General features: G+C 47.9%; 15 protein-coding genes. 3 read left to right on the top strand and 12 right to left on the bottom strand.

Going from position 1 to position 21,656, the window contains the following annotated elements; genetic code table 11:
• Nucleotides 1-87: 87 nt before the first annotated feature.
• The 12 genes from HGH91_RS18655 to HGH91_RS18600 all read right to left on the bottom strand — a co-directional run bounded on the left by HGH91_RS18655 (nt 88) and on the right by HGH91_RS18600 (nt 16,321).
• Nucleotides 88-777 (bottom strand): RloB family protein, encoded by a 690-nt coding sequence (locus HGH91_RS18655; protein WP_168740319.1) that lies wholly within the window; start codon nt 775-777, stop codon nt 88-90.
• Complete coding sequence (locus tag HGH91_RS18650) at nt 774-2,039, bottom strand: AAA family ATPase (protein ID WP_168740318.1); 1,266 nt, start codon at nt 2,037-2,039, stop codon at nt 774-776. Before HGH91_RS18650 ends, HGH91_RS18655 begins: the two co-directional genes overlap by 4 nt.
• A 135-nt stretch (nt 2,040-2,174) precedes the next feature.
• Nucleotides 2,175-3,236, bottom strand: coding sequence for an SO2930 family diheme c-type cytochrome (locus tag HGH91_RS18645; protein WP_168740317.1), 1,062 nt, complete (start codon nt 3,234-3,236; stop codon nt 2,175-2,177).
• Nucleotides 3,237-3,250: 14 nt separating this feature from the next.
• Complete coding sequence (locus tag HGH91_RS18640; protein WP_168740316.1) at nt 3,251-4,531, bottom strand: parallel beta-helix domain-containing protein; 1,281 nt, start codon at nt 4,529-4,531, stop codon at nt 3,251-3,253.
• A gap of 18 nt (nt 4,532-4,549) precedes the next feature.
• Nucleotides 4,550-7,300, bottom strand: a complete 2,751-nt coding sequence (locus tag HGH91_RS18635; RefSeq protein WP_168740315.1) for a carboxypeptidase-like regulatory domain-containing protein — start codon at nt 7,298-7,300, stop codon at nt 4,550-4,552.
• Nucleotides 7,301-7,448: 148 nt separating this feature from the next.
• Nucleotides 7,449-8,336, bottom strand: a complete 888-nt coding sequence (locus HGH91_RS18630; protein ID WP_168740314.1) for a LytTR family DNA-binding domain-containing protein — start codon at nt 8,334-8,336, stop codon at nt 7,449-7,451.
• A gap of 110 nt (nt 8,337-8,446) precedes the next feature.
• Complete coding sequence (locus HGH91_RS18625) at nt 8,447-8,962, bottom strand: hypothetical protein (RefSeq protein WP_168740313.1); 516 nt, start codon at nt 8,960-8,962, stop codon at nt 8,447-8,449.
• 29 nt (nt 8,963-8,991) lie between these two features.
• The gene (locus HGH91_RS18620; RefSeq protein WP_168740312.1) at nt 8,992-10,587 is read right to left on the bottom strand and encodes a Na+/H+ antiporter; all 1,596 of its coding nucleotides are present in this window, start codon (nt 10,585-10,587) and stop codon (nt 8,992-8,994) included.
• Nucleotides 10,588-10,697: 110 nt separating this feature from the next.
• On the bottom strand, nt 10,698-11,645 hold the full coding sequence (locus HGH91_RS18615; RefSeq protein ID WP_168740311.1) for a nitrilase family protein: 948 nt from the start codon (nt 11,643-11,645) through the stop codon (nt 10,698-10,700).
• Nucleotides 11,646-11,720: 75 nt separating this feature from the next.
• Nucleotides 11,721-12,545, bottom strand: coding sequence for a helix-turn-helix domain-containing protein (locus HGH91_RS18610; RefSeq protein WP_211092352.1), 825 nt, complete (start codon nt 12,543-12,545; stop codon nt 11,721-11,723).
• Nucleotides 12,546-12,582: 37 nt separating this feature from the next.
• A complete protein-coding gene (locus HGH91_RS18605; RefSeq protein ID WP_168740309.1) occupies nt 12,583-14,358 on the bottom strand; it encodes an AMP-dependent synthetase/ligase in 1,776 nt (591 codons plus the stop codon).
• A 154-nt stretch (nt 14,359-14,512) separates the two neighbouring features.
• A complete protein-coding gene (locus HGH91_RS18600; protein WP_168740308.1) occupies nt 14,513-16,321 on the bottom strand; it encodes a serine hydrolase in 1,809 nt (602 codons plus the stop codon).
• Nucleotides 16,322-16,497: 176 nt separating this feature from the next.
• On the opposite strand from HGH91_RS18600, the gene HGH91_RS18595 reads away from it, so the two are divergent.
• The 3 genes from HGH91_RS18595 (at nt 16,498) to HGH91_RS18585 (ending at nt 21,638) form a co-directional block, all read left to right on the top strand.
• Nucleotides 16,498-17,058, top strand: a complete 561-nt coding sequence (locus HGH91_RS18595; RefSeq protein WP_168740307.1) for an RNA polymerase sigma-70 factor — start codon at nt 16,498-16,500, stop codon at nt 17,056-17,058.
• A gap of 82 nt (nt 17,059-17,140) precedes the next feature.
• Nucleotides 17,141-18,190, top strand: coding sequence for a FecR family protein (locus tag HGH91_RS18590; protein WP_168740306.1), 1,050 nt, complete (start codon nt 17,141-17,143; stop codon nt 18,188-18,190).
• Between the two features lie 193 nt (nt 18,191-18,383).
• Nucleotides 18,384-21,638: a TonB-dependent receptor gene (locus tag HGH91_RS18585; RefSeq protein ID WP_168740305.1), complete on the top strand. Its 3,255-nt coding sequence runs from the start codon at nt 18,384-18,386 to the stop codon at nt 21,636-21,638.
• Nucleotides 21,639-21,656 lie beyond the last annotated feature (18 nt).

The following is a 21,656-nucleotide window of genomic DNA, read 5'->3' as shown; positions in this document are numbered from 1 at the left end:
AATTAATTACAAATAAAAATAATTAACATTTTTCAAAACAGGAATTGCGTACGAAAGCATTGACACATTAAACATATGCTTAAATTATTATTTAATATAAGGCTGCCGGGTATATTTGAGGAGTGCCGTCACTAATTCATGTACCTTGGTGTGAGGGCAAAAGCCGGCGTGAGCATTACCACCATACCGGGCATCCAGTTTTTTTGCGCGGGCAATGGCTTCCTTCACTTTTCCGGATTCAAACAATGTTTTTACGATCCTTTCGCTGTTTTTCATGTAGGGGAATCCCAGGTTCTTACTTAATATTGGTATATAGTCCTTTCTTTGAACGGCGGTATCCAGGTATTGAAAGTGGAGCACATACCACAACTCGAATGACTGGTTCGAATGGGCACTTTGAATACCTTCCTTTTTGGCCAGGGCAATGGCGCCGTTATATCGTGTATCGGAAAAATCGTCTTTGTCATACACCGCCCATACTTCATCATAGGGCGGTTTCAGCTTGTGCTTTTCCCGCTTCTTTTTCTCCTCAACCGCTCTTTTGACAACATCGATGGTATCGCAACCGGCGCCATCTACCTGGATTGTATCCAGCAGCCTTGGCGGCAAAAAATTCCGGAAGTAATTGAAATAGATGGGTTCTGTTCTAACACCTTCGCATACAATTAAAAAATATTTACGCTCTTCAATTACATCCACCGATTTCGGGGTTTCTACCTTTTTTGTCTTCAATGATTGCAGCAAATCATTGAATGACTCCTTCCTGCCTTTACTCATTTTTTCAGGGCTGATTCCAGGTTATCAATCATTGGTATGGCGCCAAATTTTCCCTCCAGGTAGTTCTTATCATAAGGCGCTTCCTTGCGTATTTTAAATTCCACCAATGACGTTACCTGGGTGGCACCAAAACCGTCTTTCTCTACAAAGTAAATCTGATCCCGGCGAAGCAACTCTTTATCCAGCAAAGCGGTATCATGACTGGCAATAAATAATTGTGCCTGTGACTGGGGATTGTTATTAAACAGCTCTATTACTGCCTTTGATAACAGCGAATGAAAACGCGCGTCAAATTCATCTATTACCACCAGGTAGTTCTGCTCCAATGCCTTGATTAATGGACCTATCAGGTTAAAATATTTTTTGGTTCCCTCGGATTCCTGCGTGCGCATAACAAAAGGGTACATGTCTACCTCCTTATTATGCTCATCAAATACCTTATGCCAGGTCAATGCAGCCCTTGACTTTCTCTCCATCTCCGTCAAATGTGTGTTAAACCTTGGGCCGAAAAAATCATCACTGCCAAAATCATCCTTTCTTGAAAGCATATTATATGCTTCGAGGTCCGCAATTCCTAAATCTGCTTTGCTGACAAAATCCCTTATTTTATGTTTATACTTTTCATCTTCCAACATATTCAGGGTAAAATCTTCATATACAGTATCCAATAATCCATGAATAGTGAAGGCATTCCCAAACCAGGCATTAATTTTTTCTGCCTTCGCTACATTCCATTGAGACGCCACTGATAAGAATAATACATTCTTTCTTGTTCTTTTCTCTAATCCTTCTGCATTTGCAAAACGCTTTCCATCGATCTCAATATCCTGCCCTATTCTTAAAAACACTGGATATTCCTTCGCTGCTTTCGCTTCCAGTAACCACTCTTTATGAATAATTTTTTTGTCTGCCTCAAAACCATATCTATACTTCACACCATTCAAAATAAACCTGGCTTCAAAAAAAACCGGTTGTTTAGCCGTCACCGTATTTAATAAAAAAGGCTGTACCTCAATTGCCTCATTACCCTGGCTTTCTTTCGCAGAACTAGTGATGAGATAACGATAATGTAAAAACGCTTCTAAAATATTAGTCTTTCCGCTGGCATTAGGTCCGTATAACAAAATAGATTTCAGTAACGGCGTGTTGGCCACTGTCGTGATGTGTGTATCTGCATGTTCACTGATACCCGTTGCAGTAAAGTTAATTACCACAGGGTCCTTGATAGATTTATAGTTCGCAACTTTGAAATAAATAAGCATTATTTGCGCATTTTACGCAAAAATATGTATTTTTAAATAAAAAACACATATTTTATACATAATATTGCAGTTATCATGCATAAAAAAGTCGCCCGCAAGCAGGCGACTTTCACTATTTCATTTAAATCCACGTAATTAACGCCCCGGCTTCATCTCATTCACCCACTGCCGGATCAGCGCTACGCCTTCTTTATGAATCACTGTACGGGCCAGCTCCGGCATGGCCGTACCAGGCTCAATACTATTCATCCGGTATACCAGGATAGAATGCTGTGCATCTCCGGGGATTACATCGTAATCGAGCCCGCCGGCGCCCCCACCGGCCGATACCGGCGATTTCATCATGCCCAGGTGATCGGCCCCGGTTTGTTCGTATTCCAGGAATAGACCGGTATTATAGGCATCGCCGCCCTTGGTATGGCAATGCGCACAGTTCACGTCGAGGTAGGCGCGGGCACGCTGACTCACGCTAAAGTGTACACTGTCTTTCCAGTCGGGCAGTTGCGGTACTTTATCCAGGGCAGGCATACCCGCCAATAGTCCATTGGTAGCCCATTCCTGCAACTGGTTGGCCGTTTGTCCATGACGTACGTAGTTGAGGTTACGCGCCTTGGGACCAATGGGCGTGAGTACGCTGTTGTTGATATGGCAGCGTTTACAATCATTGGTATTGGGCACCTGGTATATGGTCGACTGCTCCTGCCCGTTATCGTCCAGGAAGGTGATCGGGATTCTCTTGCCCAGTATCCACTTGCCGGCGTCCTGCTGGTCTTTATTCCAGAGGTAATTCATCACTTTCCACTGATGATCGGCCGGATCCCTGAATAAGAGCCGGGTTTCTATCATTACCTTTTCGTGTGCAGGGCTGGTGTAAGCGAAGTTTTTAATGATGAAAGTCGAATCGGGAAAATCCAATGCACCGTGATCGGTATAATGGATTTGTTTTCCCTCCGGCACCACTACAAAGCGGTCTTTTACCGCATAGTCGGTAAACAGTGGCGTGGCTAATTCATAATTCACTACGCCTTTGCGGGGAGTGAGCGTTTTCAGTGCGCCGGTAAAAAAGCCGTAGTCCGACAATTTATCTTTAAACTGAAACGGTCCGGCCACCACAGCAGGCGCCGGGCGTTGCTGGCAACTCTGCACGGCGGCCAGCCACAGTATTACACACAATATCAATAAGCAAAGCTTCCTCATCTCTCGAAAAAAATTTATTTACAAACATAAGGTGTCACATCCGTGCTGGGATGCCAGGTCTTCGATTTCATATTCATCGCATCTACATTCACAAATAGATTAGGGCCCTGCTGCTGAATACAGAGTGAGTCCGGATTCACCGCTGTGCCTTTTGTGAGCAGATTGGTCGTAATCCCATCATAAGTAATAAATGGCAACCGGGCATTTTTGCGGGACGGATCCATCGCATTGAGCTGCTGCTCAATACCTACCAGTATTTTACCGGTATGATGCTCATAAACAGCCGGTGGAAACGCATTCGCCACCTCCATGGTGTTATCATGGATATGCACATTGCGGGGAATCGGGAAATAGTGATCATTGATCTTTGATCCCGCACTTTCATCGATAAAAAATCCGGATACGACAGAAATAGCGCTGGAGTTGTTGTTGATAATACGATTGTGATGGAGATCGATATCAGATGCCGCTAAAATCACCACGCCGCTGCCGGGAGCTGCATTACCAACGCCCCAGGTAGAGCCAAAGCTGCCTGATTTAGCAAAATTACGTTCGTTGTTATCGTGAAAATAGTTGTTGTACGCTTTTACAAAACCACCCCGTTTAGATAAATCCGGCAAGTCAAAAATCAGGAAGCCGGCGGTATTTCCCCAAAACTCATTATCATATACTTCTGCGTGGGAAGTATTTTCTATTTCACATCCGGCTACGTTCTTATATGCTTTGCATTTTCGTACAATGGCGCTATCGGTTTGCCCTACATAAATACCCGCATCGGAAGCACCTTGCGCGTAACAGTTTTCTACCAGCACATTTTTACACATTACCGGGTAGATGGCATATCCGCCGGTAGTAGAATCTGATACCGACCACACCGCATGCAGGTTGGTGATCACCACATTTTCGCTTTTGTTGATCTTGATCAGGTCGCCTTTGGAATCCCTCAGGGTAAGACCATCGATGGTAAACCCTTTTACATCGGTAACCCGGATACCTTCCCCACCCTGGCTTTGCGCCGAAAAATCGAGGATCGTTTTATCCGGACCAGCGCCTTGTATTTTGATATGTTTTAGCTGGGCAATGCTCAGGTTATCAAATTTGTACAGTCCCTCTTTCAGGGTAATGTTGCTACTGTCGGTGAGCGTGAGCAACGCTTCGGCTATTTTTGTTTCCTCTCCGGGACCAAAGCTGAGCTGTTTCTTATAACCGCCGGCATCTCCGGCATCTTTTACTTCCGACCCCTTACAGGCCGCCAGCAAGGATAACAACAACAGGTAGTGTGTGTATCGTTTCATGTAATTTATTTTTTATTATCAGAAAACATTGTAGGCAAAAGTGATATAGTACATACCGCCAATAGCAGGACTACCAAAGCCATTCCTGTAATAGGTATTGGTAAGGTTGGTACCACCCAGCTTGATCGTGGAATGCGCCTGGAGCAAGCGATAGCTCACCTGGGCATCGATCACCGCAGAAGCCGGCACCGTACCGCTTCCGAAGCCTATCTGGTAAAAATAAGCCGGGCGATAACGGAAGGTGGTGTTGAATGAATAACGTTCTTTTTTACCAAAACCCGTGTTACCAAAATCTACGTTAAACTTATAATTGGGCGTGTTGAAATTGTTTACCTGGCTGTTGTTCCGGTTCTTCAGGAAGTCGGACGAGAAATTGACTTTTCCCAGGAAGTGATGGGAGAAATCGATGCTCACGCTGGCTGCATAGCCATAGGTATTTACTTTTTCGGCGCCATTATAGGCGATATTGTATTGAATATATTTGCTGTGGTCCAGGAATGCCTGTGGATCGTCGGTTCCCGGCGTGTTGGCTACGTTTACATAGCCGATAAAGTTCTTCCAGGTGGAATAGTATCCCAATACATCAATTAATACCCTGCCTGCAATCAGGGAAGAGTATCCTAACTCAAACGCATCTACAGACTGCGGCCGGATATCTTTCAGCTGGAACTGTTTCAGGTCGGCCGGGTTTTTACTGTGCTGGAAAGAATCTACGCTGCTCAAGGTGTAAGCCGGGTATTTATCAAAATGATATACCCCATTCAGCAGGCGGTCGGAGCCCCCGGAAGCGAAGCTGTTGTAATCAATCAGGGTGCTTTGCAGCGACTGGATATTGGAAGGGAAGCTATAGGCATTCTGGTAAGAGAAGCGAATGAAGCTTTCCTTGTTTACTTCCAGTACAGCCGATACCCGGGTGGTGATGCGGGGCTTGGCGAACAAGGTATTTTTATCGTACCGGAATGCCGCCGCCAGGCTGAGTTTATCGTGTATTACTTTTTTGGTGAGATGAGCATAAGCGCTGTATTCTGCTACATCGATCGGGGCATCATTATCGGGGAATAAGGTGCCTTTGGAGTCCAGCCGGTACAGGCGGTAGTTAAGTCCTGCAATCAGCTCTGCAAACTTCACCAGGTGGGTAAAGTTGTATTGTACTTCTGTGTTGAACAGGCGACTTCGGTCGGTAAACAGGGTACCTCCTTTAGACGTCGGGATACTGGAGATACTGTCTTTCAGGTGCAGGAACTGGGGACTGCCGGCATCGGGCCGGCCCTGGTCGGCAAATACCCTGGCCATATTGCTGGCATCGAGGTAGCTTTTACCCTGCGACATGGCTTCCAGTAAAGCGCTGGTATACTGCGGGTACCAGCCATCGCCGGTATTGGCGTTGTAGCTGGGCTTCCAGGCTTCGTTGATCAGCTGTACCGTGGGCATGGCAATGATGGTGTGCCCGGAATTTTCGCGGCTGGTATAGGTACGAACAAACCAGTGTTCGGCCTTTAGTTCTGCCCGGTACTGGCCCAGGTGAAAGCCGGTCAATGCATAGCGGGTATCATTGCTGTATACCGCGTTACCCTGGCCGTAGGTGCCAGATAAAATAGCTTCCAGCTTAGGTTTTATCTTATAGCGGAGTTCTACGTTGGCTTTAAACATTTTGGCATCGCTGCTCAGGTAACCATATTCGGGGTAGCCGGTGCGGGCCACATAGTGACTGCCTTCTGCCAGCATGGGGTTGATAACAGGCGCCAGTTCCGGTACTTGCGCCAGGGCGCCTTCCAGGAAGGGATTAATGTCTACCGAAGTCTTACTACCGTAAATGTTTACGCCATTGTAGTTAGGATCCTGCCGGGGACCACCGGGGCCGTTGGTATTCGTGGTATCGTTGGCCATCCAGTCTTTCGCCTGGGTGTACTGCACATTTATTTTAAACGCAAACTTATCGCTCACTTTCTTTCCCCAGCGCACCGTCCAGTCGTAATAGGGCGACGGTCCCAACGGGTCGTTAGACTTCCCTTTCTTTACATGGTTGACACCCTGGGTGATCTGGGCGCTGAGGCCCTGGTATTTAAACGGGTCTTTGCCGGTCATCACCATGGTACCGTTTAATCCGCGGGAGCCATACAGTGCGGACGAGGCGCCGGACAGTACTTCCAGGTTATCCACATCCAGCTCTGTAAGCCCGATGATAGCACCTATGGGGAAGTTGAGTCCCGGGGCCTGGTTGTCCATACCATCTACAATCTGGGTGAAGTTGGTATTGCCGCTGGTGTTAAAGCCACGGGTGGTGATGGTGGTAAACAACAGGCTGGAGGTGGTAACGTCAACCCCCTTGAGGCCCTGGATCATGTTGTAGTAGCTGGGCTGCGGGGAGTTGATGATGTCTTTGGTACCGATCCTTTCGATGGTGACGGGCGACTCAATCTTCTTTTGTACAAAGCGGCTGGCGGAAACCACCACTTCCTTACCCAATACCGAGGCAGGTGATAATTCCACCCGCTGGAAACCGGGACCGGAAACGGTGATTTCCTTTGTTTCAAAGCCAACCGATGACAGTATAAGGGTAACAGGATATGTTTTCCGGGTGGAGAACTTAAAGTTCCCCTGATCGTTGGTATAGTCGCCGTTGGGAGCTTCTTTCATGGTAACAGATACTACAGGTACTACTTCTTTGGTAACGCTGTTCCGAACATTTCCTGAAATGACAATCTGTGCGGTAGCAACAAACTGTAACCCGAACAGGCAAACCATACTTATAAAAGTGGATTTAAACATCGGCAGAACGATTTTAGATGGCTTGGTTGTTAATTTTAAATGGGCAATGAAAGGCAATGTGTGATACAGCGATATTAATAAAATACCGAAAGGGGAAGTATTACCCCGTAAGACTTTGGGGCGAAAATGGGGCTATTAGGGGTAGAAATCAGGCGGCCGGGGTGAATCGTTCCTGGAACACCGGCAAACAGGTAGCCGATACCGGTACCGGAAGATCATGTAATCCCTCCAGCTCCAGGTAATGTCCTTTTGTATTTTTCTTAAAAAGTACCACCTTAGTAATATTCACCAGGTAAGAACGGTGTGCCCGCACAAAATGCCGGGGCGATAAATAACCTTCCAGTTTCTTCAGGGATGTTCTCACCAGCTCTTTACAAACCTGGTTACCCGACAGGTAATATACCTGTACATAATTATCTTCTGCCTTTACCAGCAGCAGCTTACCAGGATGCAGGGTTAATACAGGCTTATCATGTTCATCACGGATCAGGATGCAGTTTTCTTCCGTTTTCACCACTACCTGGTCTTTGTCTTTCTCCAGGCTTTTGAGCTGGGCTATTTTCTCCCGGGTAAAAAACCAAAGCAGGGCAATACAATAAGGCAATGGAAAAATCAGGGAGGTATAACGGAGGGTATTGATAAATTCGGTCCAGGTAAAAAAGAATGTATCCGTGATAGACACATTTACGATGGTGACCAGTAGTGACACCAGCAATACTTCTCCCAAAAACCAGCCACCGTAGGTGGCATTGGTTAGTTTCCGGCGCACTTTCCAGCCTGCCAGGGCAAACTGGGTGATACAGAGCACCGCTACCCCGCATAAAGTAAAAATCAGGAACAGGGGCATCAGGGCCAGGTGCTGCCCTTCATACCAGATGTTAATATTAAATGGCAGAAAAATATACATAAACAGGAAGCTGAAAATGCTGCAAAAAACAACCAGGATCATCCTGTTGGTAACGGAATCCAGTAAAGTAAAGCGTGGTTGCTCTGCAACATATTTCGACACCAGTGGCAAAGTAGGTATGCTTTTCATATCGTGGATGATTTTCTTCATTTAAGATAAGTAAAAAAGCTGTAATCCCGATGCAGCGGTTCCCCAAGTGTGGGGATGCCGGCCATGATACGACAAAACGTAATGCGTCCTTAAAAAACCGGCACCTCCCCGGGCTTCAGTGCTTTACCCCGCTGCATTTCAGCCGCAGCAAAAGCTTTCTCATCCAATGGTGCAAATCCTTTAGGCGCTTTGTCGGCCCGTCCTTTATAGACACCGATAAAAGGTTTGGAAAAAGTTTTACGGGTAACGGGGTCGGTCATACGAAAAAACTGGGGATACCAACCTTGTACCACCCGGGTATCGGGTGCAGGCTTGCTGGCAGTAGCCACCCTGTTGGCCTGTATTTTTTCCAGGGAGATCTGATCAATATCGGTGGCCGAAAAGAAGTAAACCCGGCGCCCGCCCAGCTTACCGGAAGCTGCCCGCTTAAATACGCCGGCATGATGCCATTCGGAGGCAAATACCTCCAGCTCCTTTGCCGCGATCTTCGTATTAAAACGCTTCGACAGCAACGCTGCTACCTCACCGGCTTTCAACAAACCTTTCGCTTCTGCATCCTGGTAATTTTCAGACTTTCCCTGCCGGAGATAATGACTCATTTTCATGCCGGCAAGGTACTATTTATGCAGGAGTTCTATTCGCTTTCTTCCGACTTCATCCTCAACAGCTCTTCTTCGATATCCACCAGTTCATGGTACTTCCGGATAATTTCATGCTCCATATGCGGGTCTTTATTCAGCTCATGCAGTACATACCGCTGATGATCCAGCATTTTCAGGAATACATTTTTATATCCTTCATGGTCCATGCCCGGCCGTTTGTGCCGGATGGCAACGGCCTTACCGGCAGCCAGGTCTGTCCGCAGATCCCTGAGCTCCACGATGGCCTGCATATCGCTGGTGTGATGGGCATCGAGGTATTGAATACTATGATCAACCAGCGCCTCGCGGATCTTTTCTTCCTGCTCTTCGGTAGACCAGACTTTGTCGGGGTCTTCCATCTTCACCCAACGGATCACCACCGGTAAGGTCAACCCCTGTACCACCAATGTGAGCAGGATCACCGTAAACGTGATAAACAACACCAGGTTACGCTGCGGAAAAGGGTGACCATTGTTCATTAACACCGGGATAGACAAGGCGGCCGCCAGCGACACCACACCCCTCATGCCCGCCCAGCCAATGATGATGGGGCCTTTCCATCCCGGACGGTTGTCGGCGGTAGTAATATAGCGACTGATAAATACCGTGAATACCGAAGCTCCCAGCGTGCAACACAAGCGCGTTACAATCAGTGCGCCGGTAATGATACACCCATATTTAATAGCGTCGCCTATGCTCACGGTTCCCAGCTCACGGATAATAACAGGCAGCTCCAACCCGATGAGCATAAACACCAGTCCATTCAACAGGAACCCCAGCGTAGCCCACGTATTGGCGCCCTGCAGGCGGCTACGGTAATTGAAGATACGCATGCTGCGGGAGGAGAGGAAAAGCCCCCCGCTGACAACCGCCAGTACGCCGGAACCATGCAGCGATTCCGCTGCAATGTACATCACATAAGGCGCCGTTAACGTCAACACTACATCCATCTGCGTGCTGGTAGGCAACCAGCGGTGAATTCCATAGTATATCACTGCTACCGCCAGCCCGATGGCCACTCCTACTACAATGGCCACCACAAAGCTTCCCAACGCTTCGTGGAATACGAATACGCCCGTCATCACCGCTGTTTTAGCAAAGCTGAATACAATCAAACTGGAGGCATCATTCATCAGGCTCTCTCCTTCCAGTATCGCAGAAATCCGTTTCGGTACTTTTACATATTTGAGGATGGTAGTAGCCGACACGGCATCGGGGGGCGATACAATGCCTCCTAACAGGAAGCCCAGTGCCAGCGTAAATCCGGGGATCAATGCATTCGATACCACCGCCACCACCAGGGACGTAAATACAACAATGAGAAAAGCAAAACTGGCAATCACTCTTCGCCATCGCCAAAACTCTTTCCACGAAGTATACCAGGCAGCTTCATATAACAAGGGCGGTAAAAAGATCAACAGGATCAGCTCCGGGTTGATTTGTATGGAAGGAAGAAAATGAAACTGGCTCACCAGGAGACCACCCAGCACCAGCACAATCGGGTAGGCGATCTTCAGCTGTTGCGCCAGCAGTACAAAAAATAGGATAATAAAAACGAGCAGGATATACTCGATGACCGATGTAAGCATATAACGACTTGCTTTTACAATATCTCCCGGCAAGGTTACACTCCGCGGGTGTAACCAAAATAGGGTATTTCCGGGAGATAATCGTATCTAAGCCATATGCCGTCCATTAATTATTTATTCAGCCATACCACCTTTTGTTCCGGCGCATGTTCCTGCCCGATTATATCGCGGTACAGGTCGGGACGCCGCGCCCTGATATACCGGGAACCGCCCGACTGTGTCAGCTTTTCGGGAGTGATGGTAGTGGTAATAACATCGTTGCCCAGGGTGCGACATTCCGCGATCACATCTCCAAAAGGATCTATTACCATGGCACAACCATTTTTTAGCTGGTTGTCATCCATACCAATGGGGTTGGAAAAAACTATATATACTCCATTATCGTAGGCCCGTGCCGGCAGCCATTTCATGAGCCAGTCGCGCCCCTTCATACCATCAAATTCCAGTCGCAGGGAAGTAGGATCTGTTTCCCGGCGCTCCCACAGCACCGGATCCACAAACCCGGCTCCCGGGCGGGTAGAAGGCGTACACATCGTTACATGCGGCGTAAAAATAATATCAGCGCCCAGTAAGCGGGTAGCCCGCACGTTTTCGATAATATTGTTGTCGTAACAAATCAGGATACCACATTTCCAGCCCTGGATCTCAAAAATACAGTAGGCATCACCGGGGTTAAGATGAGGATTAATAAAAGGATGTAATTTCCGGTATTTGGCTACCAGTCCATTTTTATCTACGCATACATAGGCCTTGAAGAGGCGTTGTTGCTCATCTTTCTCAAATAGGCCGGCCAGCACCACGATGTTATAGCGGGCAGCTATCTCCTGGAGCCGCGTTATACTGGGACCTTGTGGAATAAACTCTGCCAGCTCCAGCATTTGTTCTTTGCTGAGGTGCTGCGCAAAGGTGTACCCCGTAACGGAGCATTCATGAAAGGCAACCACGTTAGCTCCTTCGTTGGCAGCTTTCTCCGCCAGTTTTTCGATCACGGAGAGATTGTAATTTTTATCACCGCTCTTATTTTCAAACTGTGCGGTGGCAATTTTCATATTGTTCATGGCTATTTGGTTATAGCGCAAAACTAATGGCTCCCATTGAGGGAAAAATGTACAAATCCGACAAATGCATTTTTTTTAAGCTCCGGGCGATCGCAATGCCAGGAAGTTGACCGCCAGCGGGTGTACCTGGTGCCGGTATTGGGAAGGGGTGAGTCCGGTATATTTTTTAAACTCCCGGATCAGGTGCGGCTGATCAGCATAACCGACCTCATATGCCAGGGAGGTAAGGTGTGTGGAAGAGGACGATGTTTTCAGGCAACGGAGGAATACATGCAGCTTTACAATCCCCGCAAACTGCTTGGGAGAAACACCGATGCCTGCTGTAAATGCCCGCTCCAGTTTTCGTTCGTGGTATCCCGTTAGTTGGGTGAGCGCTGTTACAGTTACCAGGCCCTTGCTGGCGGCAATAAAGCGCATGGCGGCAGTTACGGGCGACTGCACCGGAAAACTTTTCCCGGATAACCACGCACCGAAAAAGTCTTCTACCAACCTGATCTTTTCCGAGATATCGGGTTGCTCCAGTAGTCTGTCGTACAAGGTCCCTGCTCCAGAACCGAATAGTTCGGCTGTTGGCAAAATATCGTCTTTGAGTTCACCGGAAGGGATGCCCAACAGGCTGTAGATACTATGTGCGTGAAACACCACGATCATCAGCGAAATATGCCCATGGCCATACAGGTCGCGGAAAGCATTTACCTGTCCGTATACAAAGTTATCAGGCAAATAAGCAGGTGTACCCTCGGGGGTAAACCCGCGGATCAGCTGGTCTTTAAACGAAAACACCCAGCCGGTATGGCCGTCGGCAAATAGCCGGAGCTGCTTTACCGCTTCCGTGGTCGTTTCCAGGAAAAGATAATGTTTAATAAAACCAGATAGCGCTATGGATGGAGGTACCTGCATATAACGCTGCAAATATACAACGACTTTAGCTGGCAGCTTATTCGTACATAGCGTTTATTTCTTTTTCGAATTGTTGCTCTACCACTTTTCTCCTGAGCGAGAGCTTAGGCGTGAGAATGCCATTATCGACGGTCCATTCGCCCGGGAGCAGGGTAAATTTCTTTACCTGTTCTACGTGTCCGAAGAGGGGGTTGTAGCGGTCCACCTGCTCCTGGATCAGTTGAATAACGGCCGGGAGTTTGATCAGTTCCCGGTTATCATCCGGCAAGGCGATGCCCTGACCGGCCAATCGGTTCCGCACCTGGTCGAAGCCCGGTACAATCAGCGCCGACACGAACTTACGGCCGGGGCCTACGATCATCATTTGCGCGATAAAAGGGCTTTCCCGCATCTTGTTTTCAATGGCCTGGGGCGCCACATATTTTCCGCCGGAAGTTTTGAATATTTCCTTTTTCCGGTCGGTGATTTTTAAGAACCGGTCTTCTACCCAAACGCCTATGTCGCCGGTGGCCAGCCAGCCATCCGGTAAAATAACGGCCGCCGTTTGTTCGGGCTTTTTATAATAACCCAGCATGACATTGGGCCCGCGACAAATAATTTCTCCATCTTCAGCCAGCTTCACTTCTATGTCGTCGATCAGCGTACCTACGGTGCCAATGCGGCGGTCTTTACTTTCAATGCGGTTCACGGAAATAACCGGGGAAGTTTCTGTTAAGCCATAACCTTCCATCACGATGATGCCAGCTGCAGTAAAAATGCGGATGAGTTTTTCCTGCATAGCGGCCGATCCGCTCACAATGGCGTCTACCCTGCCGCCCAGCGCTTCCCGCCACTTATTGAAGATGAGTTTATTGGCCAGGGCCAGCTGTGCGCGATAGAAAATGCTACCCCGGTTTATGTTGTCATATCGCTTGCCTAAGTCGACCGCCCAAAAGAACAGCGCCCGTTTGATGCCCTTCAACTCCATGCCTTTTCCCATAATCCTTTCGTACACTTTTTCCAGCAAGCGGGGCACACAGGTAAATACCATTGGTTTTATCTCTCGCAGATTATCTCCAATGGTATCCATACTTTCGGCGTAGTAAATACTGAGACCTGCCTGTATATAGATATACGTCACTGTTTTTTCGAAGATGTGGTTCAGCGGTAAAAAGCTGAGGCAGCGATCATCTTTGCGGGCAAACGAAAACGCCGGCATGGAGGCGATGACATTGCTCACGATATTGCGGTGTGTGAGCATTACTCCTTTGGGAGTGCCGGTGGTGCCGGAGGTATAGATGATGGTAGCTACCGTTTCGCTGGCAATGCGGTCGCATACAGCTTTTCGTTTGGCTTCACCGGCGGGGGAAGCAGTGAGTGTTTTCCAGTTCTTAACGCCTGGTACTTCATCAAACGTGTATACATGGGTGAGTGTAGGAATATCTTTAAACGCTGGCTGGAAGCGGTCGTACAGCTCTTTACCGGCGAAAATCATGATGCGTACTTCTGCCTCGTTGAGGATCAGCGCAAATTCGGTGGGGCTGATCGTTGGATAAATGGGTGTGAGTATGGCGCCGGTTTGCTGAACACCCAGGTCGGCAATAATCCACTCTGGCCTGTTTTGTGACACGAGGGCTATTTTCTCCTGTTTCTCCGGCAGCAATTCATCATTTTGTATCCCCAATTCCAGTAATCCATCGGCAAAGGCGGCGGCCTGTTCCATTACTTCCCGGCAGGTAAGGGTTTGCCAGGCACCGTTTACTTTTGAGGCAAGCATAATGCTGTTGGGACGTGCGGTGGCCTGTGCTGCGGCCAGATCAAATAACCTGTTCATATGATAACATTGTTTCGTGGACTCCTGACCGATAATAAATAAGTATAGGTGCTGCTCATCCGGTTGATTACAGTGGTAACAGTTGGGCCGGTGTTTGACGCCCGGCCCCATTCTTTCAAAAATAATTATTCCCTGCTAAACTTTAGCCGAATTTTCACTTTTCTTCTTTTACGCGGTCCGCGCGGAATGTGCCGTTTGGTTGCGTTAATTTTACAGCCGTCACCTGGTCGCCTTCTTCCACAAAATTCAATTTATAATTCTTTAGTTCCTTTACCCGGAAAAGGTGGCTGTCTTCCGCTTCCAGCGTGAATATTGGCTGTCCGGGGGTATACACTTGCAACACATTATTGGCAGCGAGTTTAATGTTGATAGACAAGCCTCCACTTTTATACTGGCCGGTAAATTTCCTAAGAGCATCTGGCGACAGGTTTAGCGTTTGGCTTACCCGGTTGAAGATAACCGGTCCACCAGCGGGATCAAAGGAAAACTGCAGCTGGTCTACTTCGCCGGTGGTAGCCAGGAGAAACTGTACCCGCATATTGGATTTGTATTTCACATCGATCACAGAGTCGGCCGCATTGAACGGTGAAAAGATATCATAGTTTTCGTGGTACAGGTACCAGGTGATATAGGGGAACCTGGCATATAAGGAATCATTTTTTACATAAAGGTCGAAATAGCCATAGGCATCGTTCTTATACTGTCCTGCAAAGGCAGCCAAAGAATGGGAAGCCGGGTGCGGGGTAAACGCGGAGTCTTTCTCCGGCCCCGGATCACCGTCCTGCTTAGGTGTTGGCTTCTCTCTCTTCGTGGTATTGATACCCATCAGGTGATCAGAAACCAGGTCTGTTACCCGGGTAGGCACGGCAGAATTCTGCTGGTTGCTGAGCACTACGATGCCGATGCTGTCGGTAGGGTAAAAAGCCATCAGCGCGGTGAACCCATCTACGTTGCCACCATGTTCCACGCGGTAATGCCCGCGGTAAGAAAACAGCATCCAGGCAAAGCCGTAGTTGAGGAACTGGGAATAAGTGGATTTGCTATCCGGCAAGTCGCCCGACACGACCGCTTGAGAGGAAATTGCATCTTTTACATAGCTGGCCGGGATAATTTCTTTTTTGTTGTAGGTGCCTCCATTGATCCAGGTGATTAACCATTTCGACATATCCATCACTGTGCTGTTGATGGCGCCTGCCGGGCCCATAGCGGTAATGGGGTGATATTTCATTTCCTTGATCCTATTTTTATCATCTACTTCATATCCCAGCGAATGTTCCGGGGCGGCGGCCAATGCTACCGTGCCGATAGACGATGCCTGCATGCCCAGGGGCTCAAAAATCTGGCTGTTGATATTTTGTTCCCATGATTTGCCGGTGAGCTGCTCTGTTACCATTCCCTGCACCATAAACATGAAGTTATTGTATTGCCAGCGGGCGCGCAGGGGAAAATCGGGCTTCATATAATACATCCGTTTCAGGAGGGTATCCCGGGAGTCGGTGCCAAACAGGTACCAGGCCATATCGTAGCGCGAATAGCCGGTACGGTGGCACATCATATCCCTCAGTGTTACCTGGTGGTCGAGGTCGGGGTTATTGAAATGCAGTGCTGGCAGGTAAGTAGTGGCCGGTTTATCGAAATCTACTTTTCCCTGCTGCCGCAGATTGCCCAGCAGTGCGCTGGTAAAGGACTTGGTACAGGAGCCGATGGCGAAGCGGGTATCAGGGGTAACGGGCAGCCTGGCTGCCTGGTCGCGATAACCGAACCCTTTGGCATATACCACTTTATTCTTTTCTACAACAGCAACGGCGAATCCGGCGGTATGGGTTTCTGCCAGCATTTGTGTGAGTGCCGGCTCCAGCCTGGAGAGGGTACTGACTCTATCAGATAGCTGCGCGTGAGCTGCTGTCATAAATCCCAGACAAACAAGAGAGGCAATTATGCCTTTAAGGGATGAAAATTTCATGCGGTATAATTATTCCCTGAATCTAATGGGAAATATTTAATAATTACATTAATGTTTACTTAAATATAGTAATGCCTCCGCGAGGAATGTCCATTTCAGGTAATATACTATTATATATGGGTAATTCAACATACTGCGTGCATTAAAAGAAATGTTACTTTAGTTTATACATTGTTATGATCAAAGTCGACCAACTTTACACATCCTTTTGGGTCATGGGGGATCTTTCCGCGTTTAAGGAAATGATGAGGGCATTTACGCCTTCATTAAAGTATTTCGCGTATAATATTGTGGGTAATGAGGAAGAAGCTGAAGAGATTGTAGCTGATGTATTTATTAAAGTATGGGAACAACGGCAACAGGTAGCCTGCCCGCAGAACGTTCGTTATTACCTGTTTAAAGCCGTCAAAAATACAGCATTGAATTACCTGAAAAGCCAGGGGCGCCGCGAGGCTCATCACGCTGCCTGGGAAATACAGGTCAACCGCCACCACCATCGCAACCCGGAAGATATTATGATCAGCAAGGAGCACCTGGATCTTATACAGGCTGCCATCCGGTCGTTGCCGCCCCGTTGCCGGCAGATATTTGTGCTCGTAAAAGAAGAAGGGCTCTCCTATGAAGAAGTAGCTACGTTGCTCGATATCTCCAAAGCAACGGTAAATGTACAGATGACCCTGGCCCTGAAAAAAATGTGGCTATCCCTGGGTACTACCCTTCTCTACTCCTACTCCTGAAATTTTTTTTCGTTTCACTTAATTGTTTTTTGTTTGGGTGTTGTCTTTATAGCATATCCATGAATCATTATATTTTAAATAAATGACCAAACGGCTATGGGAGTTACTGTCCTTGCATTGGAACAATGAGATTTCTGATGAGGAAAAGGCAGAACTGGATGAGTTGTTATTACAGCATCCGGGCGACTGGCTTCGGTCGGGGATGCTAAACCAGCTTTCGTTCAGCAGAACATCTGCGGAGAACGAGGACGAAGCTACCGCGCGCCTGATGGATAAAGTAACGCAGGCCATTACTGCGGAACCTCCGGCAGCCGCGCCGCCACGCCGCAAATGGCCGGTACTTAAAATGCTGGTGGGATTTTTATTTGTGCTAGGCTGTGCTGGCGCCCTATGGGGTTACCTCTATGGCGGCAAACAGAATGGATATAAAATAGTGAGTACCGATGCCGGGATGCGAACAAAGATCCGCTTACCGGATGGCAGCACCATCTGGCTCAATGCTGGCAGTACGCTGCGTTATCCCGTTAAAATGGATAAGCATCAGCGGGAGGTATACCTGAGCGGGGAAGGATTTTTTGATATTAAACATGCGGCCAACCGGCCTTTTATTATCCATGCCGCTACCATGGACATCCGGGTGCTGGGTACTTCTTTCAATGTACGTTCTTATAAAGAAGAAGATTTTGAAGAAACGGCGGTGATATCCGGCGCAGTGGAAGTGATCTTAAAAGAGGGGCAACAGCGGCTCAAAGTAGCTCCCAACGAAAAAGTAATAGTGCGTACAAGTGCTGCGCCTTCCGGGAGAAGTACCGGCGTAGCCCGGGAACAAACCAGCAACGTGGCAGTGGAACGCCAACCATTGTCGCCTATTTCGATGACCGACAGTACGCATGTACTGGAAACAGCCTGGATCAATAACCAGCTGATATTCCGTAATGAAACATTGCAAAGCCTGGCACTCCGGCTGGAACGCTGGTATGGCGTTAAAATCATTATCCGGGATCCGGAGCTGGCCGGCCTGCGGTTTTCCGGCCGCGCCGACAATGTATCAGTAGAAAAACTATTAAACATCTTACAGGATATTCAACCATTCAAATATTCCATCCAGGACGATATCATAACAATTAACTAAAATCCAGCTATGATGCACGTTATCATGATTGGGGAGCGACCTCCCTAGTGGGAAAGCTATGCCCGGAATTTCCCGGTGTTTTATTCCATATTCCACATTTTTAAAAGTATTCATAAGAATTCTACAGGTTATGAAAATAGCAACCAAACTAATTTCGTTTGTAGTGCCATGTAATGGAAGTAAATTGCTACTCATGTTCAAGTTTACTGGTGTTCTACTCTTCTTATTCTTCCAGGCTTCGGCAGCCGGATATTCACAAAACAACCTGTCGCTCTCCTTTGTAAAAGCAGATGCAGAAAAAGTATTCCGTTATCTCGAAAAAAAATCGGGCTACACTTTCTATTATAGCAACAGCGATGTAGAAAAACTGCCAAAGCTGACCCTTACCATGGAAAAAGCTGACATCAAAACTGTGCTGGATGAAATCACCCATCAAACGGGACTGCATTACAGCATCCTGGAAAACAATATGGTGGTGCTAAAAAACGCCGCAGAACAAATCCGCAGCAAGAAAATCAGCGGGAAAGTGGTAGATGAAAAAGGAAATCCCCTGCCCAATATTACCGTACAGATCAAAGGCACTACGCAGGGCGCCCTCACCTCTCCCGAAGGATTGTTTTCGCTGGAAGTACCCGATAATGCGATCCTCGTTATTTCCGCCATCGGCTTTCTCCGCCAGGAAGTAGTAGTAGGCGATCAGCGCCAGCTCACCATCACGCTGAGAGAAGATGTGGCCGGGTTGAATGAAGTAGTGGTAGTGGGTTACGGCACCCAGGAAAAACATAAGCTCACCAGCGCCGTAGCAACGATATCAGGGGCCGACCTCAACAAACGCGTGGCCACCAATCCCGCCTCCCTCCTGCAAGGCCAGCTGCCAGGCTTACAGGTAACACAGGGATCGGGAGAACCAGGCAATGAAAACGTGCAACTGCGGATCCGCGGTGTGAGCACCTTCAGTGGCGCCGGCAACGATCCATTAGTCATCATCGACGGACTGCCCGGCAACATGAGTATCTTAAATCCCAACGACATTGAATCGGTATCAGTGTTAAAAGATGCAGCATCTGCTGCTATCTACGGATCACGCGGCGCCAACGGCGTTATCGTGGTGAAGACGAAGAAAGGTAAAGGAGGTTTTTCATTGAGCTACAACTACAACCTCGGTATTTCCAAAGCCGCCAAACTGCCAGATATCATTACCAACTCAGCAGAATACATGCAGTTGTCGAATGAAGCCCGGACCAATTCCGGCCTGGCGCCACTCTATACCCAGCAGCAAATCGATCTCTACCAAAATGCTACTGACCGCGTTAAATATCCTAACCACAACTGGTTGGATGATATTTTCCAAACCGCCTATACCCAGAACCACTACCTGAACATGAGCGGCGGTAAAGACAATACCAGCTATAGCCTGGGCGTGGGCATCAGCACGCAGCCGGGTGTATTGATTGGCTTCGACTATAAAAAATATACGCTCGACTTAGGCCTGAGCTCCAAGGTGAATAAAAGGATTACCGTAGGCGCCAATGTACAAATGCGCTATGCCGACAGAAAATATCCCGAAAATGGGGCAGGCGATATGTTCCTGTCTGCACTGGCACAGTCACCGTTGTATCCCGCTTCTGTAGATGGCAAGTGGATCAAAAAAGCCTATTCCAATGAGCTGGGCAACAAAAACCCCGTGGCCATTGTACAGGAAGATATCCGCGTAAGAACCACCGACTACTACGCACAGGGCAACCTGTCGCTCGATGTAGATATCGTAGACGGATTGAGATGGGAAAACAGGGCTGGTATGAACTACGACAACTACAAATTCAACGACTTCCGCCCTACTATTCCTACTTATTACTTCAGCGACATGAGTCCCGCCGGATTACTCGATGACGGTACTCCCGGCCTTACGGTGGGCAATATGGGTTATCTCTATACTGTGTATTATTCACAGTTCACCTATAAAAAGAAATTCGGAGAACACCAGTTATCTGCACTGGCCGGTTATCAGCAGGAGCTGAATAAAGCAGATACATTGGGCGGCAGCCGTACGCAGTTTCCTACCAACGATTTACGGGAACTTGATTTCGGTCCTAAAGATGGCCAGACCAATAACGGTACTTCCGGACAATGGGGTATCCGCTCCTTTTATGGTAACGCCAATTATGACTATGCAGATAAATACCTGTTTGGCGCCAGCGTAAGATACGATGGTACTTCCAGGCTGCCTTCCAACACGCGCTGGGGTTTATTTTATTCCTTCTCCGGCGCCTGGAGGATTTCTTCAGAAGCCTTTATGAAAGACGTATCATGGATCAATGACCTGAAGTTAAGGGCCTCCTGGGGGCAATTAGGTAACCAGAATATCGGAACTTACCCGTATCAGTCCACCCTCGACAATACCCCTTATGTATTTGGCACCAGCATTGGCACCGGCTTCAATGGCCGCCAGATCATTGACCCAAGACTTTCCTGGGAAACCACGCGGGTACTGGATTTGGGATTGAACCTGACTGCGCTGGATAATAAACTCAACTTTACCGCCGACTGGTTCAACAAATACACTTTTGATATCCTCCGCACCTCACAAGTGCCGCTGTGGTTAGGATTACAGCCACCTGTTATCAACAACGGCGCGGTAAGAAATAAAGGCGTGGAGTTTAGCGTACAGTATAACGACCGCATTGGGAAAAATTTCACCTGGTATGTAGGCGGTAATTTCCAGGCGTATAAAAACACGCTGGAGAAATTTGGTAAAAGAGAAATCAGCGGTACTACCATCATGGAAGAAGGACATTCGCTGGATGAATTTTACCTGTATACCTGGGATGGCATTTTCCAGAGTGCAGATGAAATTGCCAAATCACCCAAACAGCCTGTCACGCCTACTCCCGGCGATTTGAAAATAAAGGACATCAATAACGATGGTGTGATTGATGACAAAGACCGCACTTACATCAAAGGGAAATACCCTTCCTTTCAGTATGCCATTAACCTGGGTGCTTCCTGGAAAAATTTTGACCTGAGCGCTCAACTGTATGCATCCGAAGGACAGAAAATTTATGTGAACGGCTGGGGTATAGAACCCTTCAGACAGGGCTCTGTACCAACCACTGCGTGGAGAGACCGCTGGACGCCAACAAATCATACCAACACGATGCCTAAGATTTATGTAGCCGATGGTTATCAACCCGTACAGAATTATGCATCTACCTATTTTCTGAAAGATGCATCTTTCCTGCGTTTGAGGAATGTGCAGCTGGGCTATAACTTACCTGCCCCTATGCTGAAACAGGTGGGTATTAAATCGCTCCGCGTATATTTCACCGCCGACAATGTATTTACCATCAGCAAGTTTCCCGGACTGGACCCTGAGCGCGTAAGCAGTGGCACCTATGTTACCTATCCGCAAACAAAGACCTACACCTTTGGCGCAATGGTACAGTTTTAATTTCTTCCTGTTAAATGA

Origin of the sequence: Chitinophaga eiseniae (assembly GCF_012641265.1) — a bacterium.
Taxonomy (GTDB): Bacteria; Bacteroidota; Bacteroidia; order Chitinophagales; family Chitinophagaceae; genus Chitinophaga; species Chitinophaga eiseniae_A.
Note: the sequence above shows the minus strand (reverse complement) of the source record. Positions and strands in the feature narration are given on the sequence as shown.

What these genes read in the sequence shown, in the direction of transcription:
- HGH91_RS18655 (WP_168740319.1), bottom strand. Translation starts at nt 777, where the DNA reads ATGAGTAAAGGCAGGAAGGAGTCATTCAATGATTTGCTGCAATCATTG.
- HGH91_RS18650 (WP_168740318.1), bottom strand. Translation starts at nt 2,039, where the DNA reads ATGCTTATTTATTTCAAAGTTGCGAACTATAAATCTATCAAGGACCCT.
- HGH91_RS18645 (WP_168740317.1), bottom strand. Translation starts at nt 3,236, where the DNA reads ATGAGGAAGCTTTGCTTATTGATATTGTGTGTAATACTGTGGCTGGCC.
- HGH91_RS18640 (WP_168740316.1), bottom strand. Translation starts at nt 4,531, where the DNA reads ATGAAACGATACACACACTACCTGTTGTTGTTATCCTTGCTGGCGGCC.
- HGH91_RS18635 (WP_168740315.1), bottom strand. Translation starts at nt 7,300, where the DNA reads ATGTTTAAATCCACTTTTATAAGTATGGTTTGCCTGTTCGGGTTACAG.
- HGH91_RS18630 (WP_168740314.1), bottom strand. Translation starts at nt 8,336, where the DNA reads ATGAAAAGCATACCTACTTTGCCACTGGTGTCGAAATATGTTGCAGAG.
- HGH91_RS18625 (WP_168740313.1), bottom strand. Translation starts at nt 8,962, where the DNA reads ATGAAAATGAGTCATTATCTCCGGCAGGGAAAGTCTGAAAATTACCAG.
- HGH91_RS18620 (WP_168740312.1), bottom strand. Translation starts at nt 10,587, where the DNA reads ATGCTTACATCGGTCATCGAGTATATCCTGCTCGTTTTTATTATCCTA.
- HGH91_RS18615 (WP_168740311.1), bottom strand. Translation starts at nt 11,645, where the DNA reads ATGAACAATATGAAAATTGCCACCGCACAGTTTGAAAATAAGAGCGGT.
- HGH91_RS18610 (WP_211092352.1), bottom strand. Translation starts at nt 12,545, where the DNA reads ATGCAGGTACCTCCATCCATAGCGCTATCTGGTTTTATTAAACATTAT.
- HGH91_RS18605 (WP_168740309.1), bottom strand. Translation starts at nt 14,358, where the DNA reads ATGAACAGGTTATTTGATCTGGCCGCAGCACAGGCCACCGCACGTCCC.
- HGH91_RS18600 (WP_168740308.1), bottom strand. Translation starts at nt 16,321, where the DNA reads ATGAAATTTTCATCCCTTAAAGGCATAATTGCCTCTCTTGTTTGTCTG.
- HGH91_RS18595 (WP_168740307.1), top strand. Translation starts at nt 16,498, where the DNA reads ATGATCAAAGTCGACCAACTTTACACATCCTTTTGGGTCATGGGGGAT.
- HGH91_RS18590 (WP_168740306.1), top strand. Translation starts at nt 17,141, where the DNA reads ATGACCAAACGGCTATGGGAGTTACTGTCCTTGCATTGGAACAATGAG.
- HGH91_RS18585 (WP_168740305.1), top strand. Translation starts at nt 18,384, where the DNA reads ATGTTCAAGTTTACTGGTGTTCTACTCTTCTTATTCTTCCAGGCTTCG.